At 74.4% G+C, this 16,551-nt stretch carries 1 protein-coding gene (running past one end of the window); it reads left to right on the forward strand.

Annotated elements, in window-relative coordinates; all coding sequences use genetic code 11:
* The coding region annotated (locus N7L95_RS29560; protein ID WP_301261179.1) for a non-ribosomal peptide synthase/polyketide synthase crosses the window boundary (this coding region is incomplete at its 3' end): on the forward strand, nucleotides 1-16,551 show 16,551 of its 33,493 nt. Its footprint begins 16,942 nt before the window's first position.

Raw genomic sequence — 16,551 nt, forward strand, 5'->3', positions numbered from 1 at the left:
TGCGCACGGCCAGCCATGCGCCCTTGCACCAGGTGTCGCTGAACCTGCGCAACACGCCCATGCAGCCGCTGGCGCTGCCGGGCCTGCGCATCGAGCCGGAGCTGGCGCACAGCGCGACCTCCAAGCTCGACCTGTCGGTGCACCTGACCGAGCATGAAGGCGGCCTGACCGGCCATGTCGAGTACGACGCCGACCTGTTCGACGCCGCCACGGTGGCGCGACTGTTCGACCACCTGCAGGTGCTGCTGGCCGCCGCGGTGGCCGAGCCCGGCCGCACGCTGCGTGAGCTGCCACTGGCGACCGCCGCCGAGCTCGACGCGCTGCTGCACCGCTGGAACGACACCGCGGCCGCAACGCCGGACGGCGCCCTGCAGACGCTGCACGCCCGCTTCGAAGCGGTGGCCGCGCGCCACCCCGACGCCATCGCGCTGCAGTTCGACGGCGGCGAGGCCTTGAGCTATGCCGCGCTGAACGCGCGGGCCAACCGGCTCGCCCATCACCTGCGCGCGATGGGCGTCTCGCCCGGCACGCCGGTAGGGCTCTGCCTGGAGCGCTGCAACGGGATGGTCGAGGCGCTGCTGGCGGTGCTCAAGGCCGGCGGCGCCTGGCTGCCGCTGGACCCGGCGCATCCGGCCGAGCGCCTGGCCTACATGGTGGAGGACGCACAGGTGCCGGTGCTCGTCACCGACGCCGCCTGCGCCGACCGCGCGCCCTATGTGATGTTCCAGGTCCTGCTGGACGCCGACGCCGAGGCCATCGCCGCCCAGCCGGCCGACAACCCGCCGGCCGCAGCCGGGCCGGACCACCTCGCCTACCTGATCTACACCTCCGGCTCCACCGGCCGGCCCAAGGGAGTGATGCTGGGCCATCGCGGCCTGTGCAACCTGGCCGACGCGCAGGCGCGGCTGTTTGGCGTGCAGCCCGGGCAGCGGGTGCTGCAGTTCGCGTCCTTCAATTTCGACGCCTCGACCTGGGAGGTCGCGATGGCGCTCTCGGCCGGCGCCACGCTGTGCCTCGCGCCACGCGATCGGCTGCTGCCCGGCGGGCCGCTGGAGGCGCTGCTGCAGCGCCAGCAGATCCAGGTGGCCACCCTGCCGCCGGTGGTGCTGGCCGCCATGGATGACCAGCCACTGCCGGCGCTGCAGACGCTGGTCACCGCGGGCGAGGCCTGTTCGGCCGCGCTGGCGGCGCGCTGGAGCGCCCGGGTGGCGCGCTTCTTCAATGCCTACGGCCCGACCGAGGTGACCGTGTGCGCCTCGGTGCACCGCTGCGAGCCGACTGCCGAGGCGGCGCCGCCGATCGGCAGGCCGTTGCCGAACACGCGGCTCTACGTGCTCGACGGCGACCTCCACCTGCAGCCCGCCGGCGTGCCGGGCGAGTTGTACGTCGCGGGTGCCGGGCTGGCGCACGGCTACCGCGGCCGGCCCGACCTGACGGCCGAGCGGTTCGTGCCGGACCCGTATTCGCCGGTGCCTGGCGCCCGCCTCTACCGCACCGGCGACATCGCCTGCTGGCGGACCGACGGCACGCTGGACTACCTGGGCCGCGACGACGGCCAGGTCAAGGTGCGTGGCCTGCGCATCGAGCTGGGCGAGATCGAGGCCGCGCTGGCCGCACACCCCGCGGTGCGCGAGGCGCTCGTGATGGCGCGTGAGGACGAGCCGGGCGAGAAGCGGCTGGTGGCGTATGTGGTGCCCCGGGAGGTCGGGGCTGACGCTGGGGCTGGCACCGGCACCGCACCGTCGCTGCACCCGGCTGCCGAGCCCGAGGGCGGGTCGGGTCCCAGGCCCGGCTCCACCGCAGCAGCGGCGCCGCTCGACCTGGCGGACCCAGGCAGCAGGACGGCGCGCGCCGCCGCGCCCGTGGCAGTGGCCCCGCCAACCGCCCACTGGCAGGCCGCCTTCGACCGGGTCTACGCCGAGTCGGCGGGCAGCGAGGACGAGCGCTTCCGCATTGCCGGCTGGAACAGCAGCTACGACCACCAGCCGCTGCCCGCGGCCGAGATGCAGGAGTGGGTCGACGCCACCGTGGCCCGCATCGCAGCGCTGTCGCCGCAGGCCATCGCCGAGATCGGCTGCGGCAGCGGCCTGCTGCTGCACCGGCTGGCGCCGCTGTGCCGGCGCTACCACGGCACCGACATCTCGCCGGTGGTGCTCGATCAGCTGGGCGCCGCCCTCGCGGCGCGGCCCTACCCCGGCTGCGAGGTCACCCTGCAGCCGGGCGAGGCCGCCGAGCTGGCGCTGCCGGCCGACACGGTGTTCGACACCGTGGTGCTGAATTCGGTGGCCCAGTACTTCCCCGGACCCGACTACCTGGCTCAGGTGATCGCCAACGGCCTCGCCGCACTCGCTGAAGGCGGTGCGTTTTTCCTCGGCGATCTGCGCCACGGCGGCCTGCTGCGCACCTTCCACACCTCGCTGGAGTGCTTCCGCGCCCCGGCCGAGGCACCGCTGGCCAGGTTGCGGCAGGCGGTGGAGCAGCGCGTGCGGCGCGAGACCGAGCTGCTGATCGACCCGGCCTACTTCTTCGCGCTGCAGCGGCAGCTGCCGCAGGTGCGCCGCGTCGAGGTGCGCTGCAAGGACACCCGGTCGCTCAACGAGCTGACCCGCTACCGCTACGACGTGGTGCTGCATGTCGGCCCCGGCGTGCCGGCCGGCGAGCAGCTGCAGTGGCAGGCCTGGGACGACGCGGCCGACAGCCCGGTGCCGCCGCTGGAACGCCTGGCCGCCCAGCTCGCCGCGCCCCTCGCCCCGGTGCTGGCGCTGCGCGACCTGCCCGACGCGCGGCTCGCCGAGGACGTCTGGCACACCGAGGCGCTGCAGCGCCTGGACGGCACCCTGCCGCTGCAGGCGCTCGCCGAGGAGGCCCGCCTGCGCGAGCAGGCCGGCATCGACCGGCGCGAGCTGGCCGAGCTGTGCGCACGCCTGGGGCTGACGCTGCAGATGGCGCCCGCTTCCGGCCCCCGGGGGCGCTTCCATGCGGTGATCTCGCACGGCCCGCTGGCGGTGGACTGGTCGGCGCTCTACCTCGACCCGGCCGCCGAGGCCGAGCCCGCCCACCACACCAACCGCCCGGCGCAGCCGGCCGCACGGCTGGCCGTGCCGGCCCTGCGCGAGCACCTGCAGCAGGCGCTGCCCGACTACATGGTGCCGGCCCACATCGTGGTGCTGGACGCGATGCCGGTCACCCTCAACGGCAAGGTCGACCGCGAGGCCCTGCCGCGCCCGGGCAACGTCGCCGCCGGTGCCCGCGAGTACGAGGCGCCGCAAGGGCCGATCGAGGCCGCCGTCGCGGCGATCTGGTGCGAGCTGCTCGGCATGGCCCAGGCCGGCCGCCACGACAACTTCTTCGAGCTGGGCGGCCATTCGCTGATGGCCGTGCAGCTGGCCTCGCGCCTGCGCGCCCAGCTCGGCGCCGAGGTGGCACTGGCCGACCTGTTTGCGCAGCCGACCCTCGCCGGCTTCGCCGGGTGCGTCGCCGCCGCCAGCGCCGACGCGCTGCAGCCCATCCCGGCGGCCGACCGCGCGCGGCCGCTGCCGCTGTCCTTCGCGCAGCAGCGCCTGTGGTTCCTGGCGCAACTGGACCGCCACGCGAGCGCGGCCTACCACATCGTCGGCGCGGTCCGCCTCGCGGGCGCGCTGGACGAGCCGGCGCTGCAGCGAGCGCTGGACCGGGTCGTGGCGCGCCACGAGAGCCTGCGCACCCGCTTCGAGGCCCATGGCGACGGCGCGGTGCAGCGCATCGGCGATGCCGGCATCGGCTTTGCGCTCGCGCGCCATGACCTGCGCCACGAGCCGCAGGCGCAACGGCTGGTGCAGGCCCTGCGCCGCGAGGAAGCGAGCGCGCCGTTCGACCTGGCGCGCGGGCCGCTGATCCGCGGCCGGCTGCTGCGGCTGGCGCGCGAAGAGCACGTGCTGCTCGTCACGATGCACCACATCGTCTCCGACGGCTGGTCGATGGGCCTGCTGATCGACGAGTTCAGCGCCTTGTATGCGGCCTTCCGCGATGGCCGGCCCGACCCGCTGGCGCCGCTGCCCATCCAGTACGCCGACTATGCGGTGTGGCAACGCGGCCACCTCGGAGGTGCCCTGCTGCAGCGCCAGCTCGATTTCTGGCGCGCTCACCTGCAGGGCGCGCCGGGCCTGCTGGCGCTGCCGACCGACCGGCCGCGGCCGATGCTGCAGGACCATGCCGGCGAAGCGGTTCCCGTCAGCCTGGACCCGGCGCTCGCCGACGCCTTGCGCGCGCTCGGCCGGCGCCATGGCACCACGCTGTTCATGACGCTGCTGGCCGGCTGGTCGCTGCTGATGGCCCGGCTGAGCGGCCAGGACGAGGTGGTGATCGGCACGCCGGTCGCGAACCGCACCCGGCCCGAGGTCGAGCCGCTGATTGGCTTTTTCGTCAACACGCTGGCGCTGCGGGTGGCGTTCGCCGCCAACCCGACGGTGGCCGGGCTGCTGGAGCAGGTGCAGCGCAGCACCCTGGCGGCGCAGGCCCACCAGGACCTGCCCTTCGAGCAGGTGGTGGAGGCGCTGCAGCCAGCACGCAGCATGGCGCATACCCCGCTGTTCCAGGTGCTGTTCGCCTGGCAGAACGCGCCGCAGGGCGAGCTGCAGCTGCCCGGGCTCGCGCTGGAGCCGCTGGACACGCCCACTGACCGGGTCAAGTTCGACCTCGAGATGAGCCTCTACGAGGAGGCCGGCACCATCCGCGGTCGCCTCGGGTATGCCAGCGCGCTGTTCGACCGGGCCACCGTCGAGCGCTGGATCGGCCACTGGACGACGCTGCTCGCGGGGCTGGTGGCCGACGCGCCGGCGCACGTGCTGCAGCTGCCGCTGCTGACGGCCGATGAGCGCGAAGCACTGGTGTACGAAGCCAACCGGATGCCAGGCGACACCCGGGAGCCGGCGACCATGGCGGCCGAAGCCGGGAACGGCCGCAGCGTCAGCTCAGGGGCCAACCACCAGGCCGTCATCGCCGCAGGCGCCGCGGCCGAGGCGCCAGCGCCCGCCTGCCTGCACCGGCTGTTCGAGCAACAGGTGGCCCGTTCGCCGCAGGCGATCGCCGTCAGCTTCGAGGGGCGCACCCTCAGCTATGCCGAGCTCAACCGCCAGGCCAACCAGCTGGCCCACCGCCTCCTCGCGCTGGGCGTCGGCCCGGATGCCCGCGTCGCCCTCGCGCTGCGCCGGGGCCCGCGCCTGCTGGTCGCCCTGCTCGCCACGCTCAAGGCCGGTGGCGCTTATGTGCCGCTCGACCCCGACTACCCCGCCGAGCGCATCGCCTTCACGCTGGCGGACAGCCAGCCGGTGGCGCTGCTCACCGAGCAGGGCCTGCCCGCGATGGACGCCGCGCCGCACACGCTCGACTTCGACCACCCGGACTGGCTCGCCGAGCCCGGGCACGACCCGGCGACGGTCGTCCGCCCCGATCACCTGGCCTACATCATCTACACCTCCGGCTCCACCGGCCGCCCCAAGGGCGTGATGGTCGAGCACCGCCAGGTGAGCCGCCTGTTCTCCGCCACCGCCCCATGGTTCGGCTTCGGCGCCCGGGATGTCTGGACCCTGTTCCACTCCACCGCCTTCGACTTCTCCGTCTGGGAGATCTGGGGCGCGCTGCTGCACGGCGGCCGCCTGGTCGTCGTGCCCTACCTCACCAGCCGCTCGCCGCGCGAGTTCTACACGCTGCTGTGCGACGAAGGCGTCACGGTGCTCAACCAGACCCCCAGCGCCTTCCGCCAGCTCGTCGCCGCCCAGGCCGAGTTGGAGCCGGCCGGTGCGCCGCGTCATGCGCTGCGTTTTGTCGTCTTCGGCGGCGAGGCCCTGGAGCCGGCCAGCCTGGCGCCCTGGTATGCGCATAACGGTGCCGACCGCTGCCAGCTCGTCAACATGTACGGCATCACCGAGACCACCGTGCACGTCACCTGGCGCCCCTTGTCGCCGGCCGATGTCGAGCACCGCGGCGGCAGCCCCATCGGCCGGCGCCTCCCCGACCTGCGCCTGCACCTGCTGGATGCCTTCCTGCAGCCGGTGCCGCCCGGCGTGGTCGGCGAGCTGTACGTCGGCGGCGCCGGCCTCGCGCGCGGCTACCTGAACCGCCCCGAGCTGACCGCCGAGCGTTTCATCGACGATCCCTTCCTGCCCGGCGAGCGGCTCTACCGCACCGGCGACCTGGGCCGCCGGATCGCCGATGGCAGCATCGACTTCCTCGGCCGCAACGACCACCAGGTCAAAGTGCGCGGCTTCCGCATCGAGCTGGGCGAGATCGAGGCCCGCCTGCTCGCCGCCCCCGGCGTGCGCGAGGCCGTCGTGCTCGCCCGCGAGGACCGGCCCGGCGACGTGCGCCTGGTCGCCTACGTCGTGCCGCACGCGCCCGACGCGGCCGCATCCGGCCCGGCCCCGGCCGGCCTGCCCACAGCGCCTGCAGGCGACGTGCAGCCCCAGCCGCGGCCCCCGATCGACCCGCAGGCCCTGCGCGAGCACCTGGCTGCCGTGCTGCCCGAGCACATGCTGCCGGCCGCCTATGTCACCCTCGACGCACTGCCGCTCACCGTCAACGGCAAGCTCGACCGTGGCGCCCTGCCCGCGCCCGGCCTCTCGGCCGCGCAGGCGCATCCGGTCGCCCCGGCCACCGAGACCGAGCGGGCCCTGGCCGACCTCTGGGCCGAGCTGCTCGGTGCGGAGCAGGTCGGTTTGAACGATCACTTCTTCGAACTGGGTGGGCACTCCCTGCTCGCCACGCAGCTGGTCTCCCGCATCCGCACCCGCCTCGGCGTCGAGGTGCCGCTGGCCGACCTGTTCACCCATCCGACGCTGGGCGCCTTTGCCGCGCGCGCCGAGGCCGCCACCGGCCACGCACTGCCGGCCGTCGTGCCGACGCCGCGCCAGGGGCCGCTGCCGCTGTCCTTCGCGCAGCAGCGCCTGTGGTTCCTGTCGCGCCTGGACAGCGCCGTGGACAGTGCCTACCACGTGCCGGCCGGCGTGCGGCTGTCGGGGGCGCTCGACACGCAAGCGCTGCGCGCGGCGCTCGACGCCATCGTGGACCGGCATGAAGCGCTGCGCACCCGCTTCGTCGAGCTCGAGGGGCGCGCGGTACAGCGGATCGATGCGGCCGGCCCCGGTTTCGCTTTGGCCCTGGAGGACCTCCAAGGCTGCACCTCCCCCCAGGCGGCACTGCAGCGTGCGGCCGCCGACGAAGCCACCACGCCCTTCGACCTGGCGCACGGCCCGCTGATCCGCGGCCGGCTGCTGCGGCTGGCGCGCGAGGAGCACGTGCTGCTCGTCACGATGCACCACATCGTCTCCGACGCCTGGTCGATGGGCGTGCTGGTCGACGAGTTCAGCGCCCTGTACACCGCCTTCCGCGAGGGCCGGCCCGACCCGCTGCCGCCGCTGCCGGTGCAGTACGCCGACTACGCCGTGTGGCAGCGCCGCCACCTGGAGGGGGCGCTGCTGCAGCGCCAGCTCGACTTCTGGCGCGGCCACCTGCAGGGTGCGCCGGCACTGCTCGCGCTGCCGACCGACCGGCCGCGCCCGGCCCTGCAGGACCCGGCCGGCGACGCCGTGGCGGTGATGCTCGACGCCGATCTGAGCGCCGCGCTGCGCCGGCACAGCCAGCAGCACGGCTGCACGCTCTTCATGAGCCTGATGGCCGCCTGGTCGCTGCTGATGGCGCGGCTGAGCGGCGAGGCCGACGTGGTGATCGGCACGCCCGTGGCCAACCGCACCCGGGCCGAGGTGGAGCCGTTGATCGGCTTTTTCGTGAACACGCTGGCGCTGCGCGTCGATGTCGGCGCGTCCCTGTCCGTGGAGGCCCTGCTGCACCAGGTGAAGAAGACGACACTAGCCGCGCAAGCCCACCAGGACCTGCCGTTCGAGCAGGTCGTCGAGGCGCTGCAGCCGGCGCGCACGATGGCGCACACCCCGCTGTTCCAGGTGCTGTTCGCCTGGCAGAACGCGCCGGCCGGCCGGCTGCAGCTGCCCGGGCTGGCGCTCGAAGCCCTGCCCGCCGAGCCAACCCGCGTCAAGTTCGACCTGGAGCTGACCCTGCACGACGACGGGCAACACATCTGCGGACAGCTGGGCTACGCCACCGCGCTGTTCGACCGCGCGACCGTCGAGCGCTGGATCGGGCACTGGGGCACCCTGCTGCGCGCCTTCGTGGCCGACGCATCGGCGCCGGTGTGGCAGCTGCCGCTGCTGACGGCCGATGAGCGCGAAGCACTGGTGTACGAGGCCAACCGGATGCCAGGCGGCGCCCGGGAGCCGGCGGCCGTGGCGGCCGAAGCCGGGAACGGCCGCAGCGTCGGCGCAGCCGCCAGCCACCAGGCCGTCATCGCCGCAGGCGCCGCGGCCGAGGCGCCTGCGCCCGCCTGCCTGCACCGGCTGTTCGAGCAACAGGTGGCCCGTTCGCCGCAGGCGATCGCCGTCAGCTTCGAGGGGCGCACCCTCAGCTATGCCGAGCTCAACCGCCAGGCCAACCAGCTGGCCCACCGCCTCCTCGCGCTGGGCGTCGGCCCGGATGCCCGCGTCGCCCTCGCGCTGCGCCGGGGCCCGCGCCTGCTGGTCGCCCTGCTCGCCACGCTCAAGGCCGGTGGCGCTTATGTGCCGCTCGACCCCGACTACCCCGCCGAGCGCATCGCCTTCACGCTGGCGGACAGCCAGCCGGTGGCGCTGCTCACCGAGCAGGGCCTGCCCGCGATGGACGCCGCGCCGCACACGCTCGACTTCGACCACCCGGACTGGCTCGCCGAGCCCGGGCACGACCCGGCGACGGTCGTCCGCCCCGATCACCTGGCCTACATCATCTACACCTCCGGCTCCACCGGCCGCCCCAAGGGCGTGATGGTCGAGCACCGCCAGGTGAGCCGCCTGTTCTCCGCCACCGCCCCATGGTTCGGCTTCGGCGCCCGGGATGTCTGGACCCTGTTCCACTCCACCGCCTTCGACTTCTCCGTCTGGGAGATCTGGGGCGCGCTGCTGCACGGCGGCCGCCTGGTCGTCGTGCCCTACCTCACCAGCCGCTCGCCGCGCGAGTTCTACACGCTGCTGTGCGACGAAGGCGTCACGGTGCTCAACCAGACCCCCAGCGCCTTCCGCCAGCTCGTCGCCGCCCAGGCCGAGCTGGAGCCGGCCGGTGCGCCGCGTCATGCGCTGCGTTTTGTCGTCTTCGGCGGCGAGGCCCTGGAGCCGGCCAGCCTGGCGCCCTGGTATGCGCATAACGGTGCCGACCGCTGCCAGCTCGTCAACATGTACGGCATCACCGAGACCACCGTGCACGTCACCTGGCGCCCCTTGTCGCCGGCCGATGTCGAGCACCGCGGCGGCAGCCCCATCGGCCGGCGCCTCCCCGACCTGCGCCTGCACCTGCTGGATGCCTTCCTGCAGCCGGTGCCGCCCGGCGTGGTCGGCGAGCTGTACGTCGGCGGCGCCGGCCTCGCGCGCGGCTACCTGAACCGCCCCGAGCTGACCGCCGAGCGTTTCATCGACGATCCCTTCCTGCCCGGCGAGCGGCTCTACCGCACCGGCGACCTGGGCCGCCGGATCGCCGATGGCAGCATCGACTTCCTCGGCCGCAACGACCACCAGGTCAAAGTGCGCGGCTTCCGCATCGAGCTGGGCGAGATCGAGGCCCGCCTGCTCGCCGCCCCCGGCGTGCGCGAGGCCGTCGTGCTCGCCCGCGAGGACCGGCCCGGTGACGTGCGCCTGGTCGCCTACGTCGTGCCGCACGCGCCCGACGCGGCCGCATCCGGCCCGGCCCCGGCCGGCCTGCCCACAGCGCCTGCAGGCGACGTGCAGCCTCAGCCGCGGCCCCCGATCGACCCGCAGGCCCTGCGCAAGCACCTGGCCGCCGTGCTGCCCGAGCACATGCTGCCGGCCGCCTATGTCACCCTCGACGCACTGCCGCTCACCGTCAACGGCAAGCTCGACCGTGGCGCCCTGCCCGCGCCCGGCCCGCTTGCCGCGCACGGGCCCGGGCGGGTGCCGGTGCGCCCGGCGGAGGTCGCGCTGGCGGCGATCTGGCGCGAGCTGCTCGACGTGGAGGCGCCGGGGCTCGACGACAACTTCTTCGCGCTCGGCGGGCATTCGCTGCTCGCCACCCAGCTGGTGTCGCGGGTGCGGGCCACGCTCGGGACGGAGCTGCCGCTGAAGGCGGTGTTCGAGACGCCGACCCTGGAGGCACTCGCGGCCCGGCTGGCCGCCTCCGGCCAGGACGCCCAGGCGTCGCCGATCGAGCGCATCGGACGCAGCGGCCCGCTGCCGCTGTCGTTCGCGCAGCAGCGCCTGTGGTTCCTGGACCAGTTCGAGCCGGGCAGCCCGTTCTACAACCTGCCGGCGGCCGTGCGCCTGGGCGGCCGGCTCGATGTGCCGGCGCTCACCGCCACGCTGAACGAGATCGTGCGCCGGCACGAGACGCTGCGCACCACCTTCAGCATCGTGGACGGCGTTGCGGTGCAGCGGATCGCCGAGCGGCTGGCGCTGGCGCTGCCGGTCGCCGAGCTGGACCATTTGCCGCCCGCCGAGCGGCAGGCCCATGCCACCTGGCTCGCCCAGGAGGAGGCGGCCACGCCCTTCGACCTGGCTGAGGGCCCGCTGGTGCGTGCCCGCCTCGTGCGGCTGGCCGCCGAGGAGCATGTGCTGCTGCTCACGCTCCACCACATCGTCTGCGACGGCTGGTCGCTCGGCGTGCTGGTGCGCGAGGTGGCTGCGCTCTACGCCGCCTTCACCCAGGGACAGCCCTCGCCGCTGCCCGAGCTGCCGCTGCAGTACGCCGACTTCGCCGCCTGGCAGCGCGGTTGGCTGCAGGGCGAGGTGCTGCAACGCCAGCTGGCGTACTGGACCACGCAGCTCGAGGGTGCGCCCGCGGCGCTGGAGCTGCCGACCGACCGGCCCCGTCCGGCGCAGCAGACCTTCCACGGCGAGCAGTTCGCCTTCACGGTCTCGCGCGAGTGCACCGAGGGGCTGCAGGCGCTGGCGCAGCAGGGAGGGGCCACGCTGTTCATGGCGCTGGCCGCCGCGCTGCAGCTGCTGCTGTCACGGCTCAGCCACCAGCGCGACCTGTGCATCGGCACGCCCATCGCCAACCGCACCCGGCTGGAGACCGAGGGGCTGATCGGCTGCTTCATCAACACGCTGGTGCTGCGCACCCGCATCGAGCCGGAGGCCGGCTTCGACCGGCTGCTGCAGCAGGTGCGCTCGACCACGCTGGCGGCCTATGCCCACCAGGACCTGCCCTTCGAGCAGCTGGTCGACGCCCTGGCGTTGCCGCGCACGCTGAACCGCTCGCCGCTGTTCCAGGTGATGCTGACCCTGCACAACACGCCCTCCGAGCGCCTGGAGCTGCCGGGGCTGACGTTGCAGCCGCTGTCGACGGCCACCAGCGTCGCGAAGTTCGACCTCAGCCTGTCGGCCGTCGAGTCGCCGGAGGGGCTGGCCTGCCACTTCGAATACAACACCGACCTGTTCGACGCGGGCACGATCGAGCGCTACGCCGGGCTGTTGCGCACCTTGCTGCAGTCGGTCGTGGCCGACCCGCAGGCGCCGGTGTCCCGGCTGCCGCTGCTGCAGCCGCCCGAGCGCCGGCAGCTGCTGGACGCCTGGAACCACACCGCGCGTGCACCCGCCCCGGGGCTGCAGGAGGCCTTCGAGGCCCAGGTCGCACGCACGCCGCACGCCGTCGCCGTGGTGGCGGGCGCCCGCTCCCTCAGCTACGCCGCGCTCAACGCGCGTGCCAACGTGCTGGCCCACCACCTCATCGGGCTCGGCGTCGGCCCCGGCGTGAGCGTCGCGGTCTGCCTGGAGCGCTCGGTCGACCTGCTGGCCGCGCTGCTCGCCGTCGCCAAGGCCGGCGGCGCCTACCTGCCGCTGGACCCCGCCTACCCGCCCGAGCGCCTGGCCTACATGATGGACGACGCCCGCCCCGCGGTGCTGCTGACGCAGGCCGGCCTCGGCGTGCAGTGGCCCGCCTGCGAGGTGCCGGTCTGGTGCCTGCTGGGCAGCGCCTGGCCCGACTGCTCCGACGCCAACCCGGCCCCGCGGGCACGGCCGGACGACCTCGCCTACCTGCTCTACACCTCCGGCTCCACCGGCCGGCCCAAGGGCGTGCAGGTGACCCGCCGCGGCGTCGCCAACTTCCTCGCCGCCATGCAGGCCCAGCTGCAGCTGCAGCCCACCGACTCGCTGCTGGCCGTCACCACCCTGTCCTTCGACATCGCGGTGCTGGAGCTCTACCTGCCCCTGCTGCACGGCGCCACCACCGTGCTCGCCTCCCGCGAGGCGGCCGCCGACCCGCAGCAGTTGCTCGCGCTGCTGCAGGCGCCGGTGGTATCAGCCGACGCAGCCAACGCGGCCGACACGGCCGACGCAGCCAACGCGAGGCCGGCACGCGCCATCACCGTCATGCAGGCCACGCCTTCCACCTGGCGCATGCTCATCGACCAGGGCTGGATGGCCCAGCCGCTGAAGGTGCTGTGCGGTGGCGAGGCCCTGCCGCCGGACCTGGCGAGCCGCCTGCTGGCCCGCGTGCCGCGCCTGTGGAACCTCTACGGCCCGACCGAGACCACCGTCTGGTCCACCGTGGATGTCCTCCAGGCGCCCGCCGAGGGCGACAGCCCCGGCATCACCATCGGCCGCCCCATCGACAACACCCGCGTCTACCTCCTCGACGACCAGGGCGAGCCGGTGCCCGTGGGCGTCGCCGGCCGGCTCTACATCGCCGGCGACGGGCTGGCACGCGGCTACCTCGGCCGCCCCGGCCTGACCGCCGAGCGCTTCCTGCCCGACCCCTACGCCGCCCCCGGCAGCCGCATGTACTTCACCGGCGACCTGGCCCGCTGGCTGCCCGACGGCCGGCTGGCCTACCTCGGCCGCATCGACCACCAGGTCAAGCTGCGCGGCTTCCGCATCGAGCTCGGCGAGATCGAGGCCCGCCTGCTCGCCATCCCCGGTGTGCGCGACGCCGCCGCCACCGTGCGCGAGGACGCCGCCGGCTCAGCCCGCCTGCTGGCCTACTACTGCGGCGACGACATCCCGCCCGCCGTGCTGCGCGAGCACCTCGCGCAGGCCTTGCCGGAGTACATGCTGCCGGCCGTCTACACCCGGCTCGACGCCCTGCCGCTCACCCCCAACGGCAAGCTCGACCGCGCCAGGCTGCCCGCGCCCGACCTCACCGCCGTGCAGACCCACTACCTGGCTCCCGCCACGCCCGTCGAGCGCCGCCTCGCCGGCCTCTGGGCCGAGCTGCTCGGCGTCGAGCGCGTCGGCCTGCACGACCACTTCTTCGACCTCGGCGGCCACTCGCTGCTCGCCACCCAGCTCGTCTCCCGCCTGCGCGCCGCCTTCCACCTCGAGCTGCCCCTGCGCACCCTCTTCGAGGCGCCCACGCTCGGCGAGCTGGCCGCCCGCATCGCGGCCGCGGGTGGGTCCGCCACGGCAAGCGAGGCCACCATGGCCGGCGCCTCCTTCGCGGCAGGGGCCTCCACGGCCGATGCCGCTGCGGTCGCCGGCGGCGTGTCCCCCGCGCCGGCGATGCGCCGGGCCGACCGCAGCGCGCCGCTGCCGCTGTCCTTCGCGCAGGAACGCCTCTGGTTCCTCGACCACCTGCAACCCGGCGCCGCGCTCTACCACCTGCCTGGCGCCCTGCAGCTGGACGGCCGGCTGGACGCCGACGCGCTGCGCCGCGCCCTCGGCGAGATCGTGCGGCGTCACGAAAGCCTGCGCACCACCTTCGCCAGCGTGGACGGCACCGCCGTGCAGGTGATTGCCGAGCGGCTGGACCTGCCGCTGCCGGTGACCGACTTGAGCCACCTCCCCGCGGCCGAGCGCCAGACCCTGGCCGCCACCCTCGCACAGGAGGAGGCCGTTGCGCCGTTCGACCTGAGCACCGGACCGCTGGTGCGTGCCCGGCTGGTGAAGCTCGCGCCCGAACAGCACCGGCTGCTGTTCACGCTGCACCACATCGTCTGCGACGGCTGGTCGCTGGGCGTGCTGGTGCGCGAGCTGGCCGCGCTGTACGGTGCCTACACCGCCGTCCGGCCCTCGCCGCTCGCGGAGCTGCCATGGCAGTACGCCGACTTCGCGGCCTGGCAGCGCGGCTGGCTGCAGGGCGAGACGCTGCAGCGGCAGCTGGCGTACTGGACCGCCGAGCTGGCCGGCGCGCCCGCCTCGCTGGAGCTGCCGACCGACCGGCCCCGGCCCGCGCTGCAGACCTTCCATGGCGCCCGGCACGCCTTCACGGTGCCGCGCGACTGCACCGCCGGCCTGCGGGCGCTGGCCCGCCGCGGCGAGGCCACGCTGTTCATGGCCTTGGCCGCCGCGCTGCAGCTGCTGCTCTCGCGGCTGACGCACCAGCGTGACCTGTGCATCGGCACGCCCATCGCCAACCGCACCCGGCTGGAGACCGAGGGGCTGATCGGCTGTTTCATCAACACGCTGGTGCTGCGCGCCCGCATCGAGCCGGAGGCGGGCTTCGACCGGCTGCTGCAGCAGGTGCGCGCCACCACGCTGGCCGCCTACGCCCACCAGGACCTGCCCTTCGAGCAGCTGGTGGAGGCGCTGGCCCTGCCGCGCGCGCTGAGCCACTCGCCGCTGTTCCAGGTGCTGCTGACGCTGCACAACACGCCGTCCGAGCGCCTGGAGCTGCCCGGGCTGACGCTCTCGGCGCTGCCCGAGACCGCGGGCGTCGCGAAGTTCGACCTGACCCTGTCGGTCACCGAGACCGACGACGGCCTGGCCTGCGGCTTCGAATACAACACCGACCTGTTCGACGCCACCACCATCGAGCGGTACGCCGGGCTGTTCCAGGCCCTGCTGCAGGCGGTCGTGGCCGACCCGCAGGCCCCGGTCTGCCGGCTGCCGCTGCTGCAGCCCGCCGAGCGCCGGCAGCTGCTGGCCGGCTGGAACGACACCGCACGCGCGCCGGCGCCGGACCTGCAGGCCGCCTTCGAAGCCCAGGCGGCCCGCACGCCGGACGCCGTCGCGGTGCGCCACGGCGATGCCTCGCTCACCTACGCCGAGCTGAACCGCCGTGCCAACCAGCTGGCCCACCGGCTGCGGGCGGCGGGCATCGGCCCGGAGGTGCGGGTGGCCCTGTGCATGGAGCGCTCGGTCGACCTGATCACCGCCTTGCTCGCGGTGGTCAAGGCCGGCGGCGCCTACCTGCCGCTGGACCCGGCCTACCCGCCGGAGCGGCTCGCCTACATGCTGCGCGACGCGCGGCCCGCGGCGCTGCTGACCCAGGCCGCCTGGCAGGACCGCTGGCCCGGCCTGGAGGTGCCCATCTTCTGTGCCGATGAACCGCAGGCCGGCGCAGCGGCCGGTCAGGAGGCCGCACCGGCGTCCCGCGCCGGCGCCGGCGGCCCCCTGGCGCCGCGTGCCGGCACGGAGGACAACCCGGTCCCGCTCGCCGGGCCGGACGACCTCGCCTACCTGCTCTACACCTCCGGCTCCACCGGCCGGCCCAAGGGCGTGCAAGTGACCCGCCGCGGCGTCGCCAACTTCCTCGCCGCCATGCAGGCCCAGCTGCAGCTGCAGCCCACCGACTCGCTGCTGGCCGTCACCACCCTGTCCTTCGACATCGCGGTGCTGGAGCTCTACCTGCCCCTGCTGCACGGCGCCACCACCGTGCTCGCCTCCCGCGAGGCGGCCGCCGACCCGCAGCAGTTGCTCGCGCTGCTGCAGGCGCCGGTGGTATCAGCCGACGCAGCCGGGGCAGCCGACGCGGCGGACGCGGCCGATGCGGGCCACGCGGCCAACGCGAGGCCGGCACGCGCCATCACCGTCATGCAGGCCACGCCTTCCACCTGGCGCATGCTCATCGACCAGGGCTGGCCGGCCCAGCCGCTGAAGGTGCTGTGCGGTGGCGAGGCCCTGCCGCCGGACCTGGCGAGCCGCCTGCTGGCCCGCGTGCCGCGCCTGTGGAACCTCTACGGCCCGACCGAGACCACCGTCTGGTCCACCGTGGATGTCCTCCAGGCGCCCGCCGAGGGCGACAGCCCCGGCATCACCATCGGCCGCCCCATCGACAACACCCGCGTCTACCTCCTCGACGACCAGGGCGAGCCGGTGCCCGTGGGCGTCGCCGGCCGGCTCTACATCGCCGGCGACGGGCTGGCACGCGGCTACCTCGGCCGCCCCGACCTGACCGCCGAGCGCTTCCTGCCCGACCCCTACGCCGCCCCCGGCAGCCGCATGTACTTCACCGGCGACCTGGCCCGCTGGCTGCCCGACGGCCGGCTGGCCTACCTCGGCCGCATCGACCACCAGGTCAAGCTGCGCGGCTTCCGCATCGAGCTCGGCGAGATCGAGGCCCGCCTGCTCGCCATCCCCGGCGTGCGCGACGCCGCTGCCACCGTACGCGAGGACCTGCCGGGGCATCCGCGGCTGCTGGCCTACTACTGCGGCGACGAGATCGAGCCCGCCGTGCTGCGCGAGCAGCTGGCCCGCGAGCTGCCCGACTACATGCTGCCAGCCGCCTACACCCGGCTCGACGCGCTGCCGCTCACTCCCAACGGCAAGCTCGACCGCGCCGCGCTGCCCGCGCCGGCCGAGCTGC

It is taken from the genome of Eleftheria terrae (assembly GCF_030419005.1).
In the GTDB taxonomy this organism is placed as follows: Bacteria; Pseudomonadota; Gammaproteobacteria; order Burkholderiales; family Burkholderiaceae_C; genus Caldimonas; species Caldimonas terrae.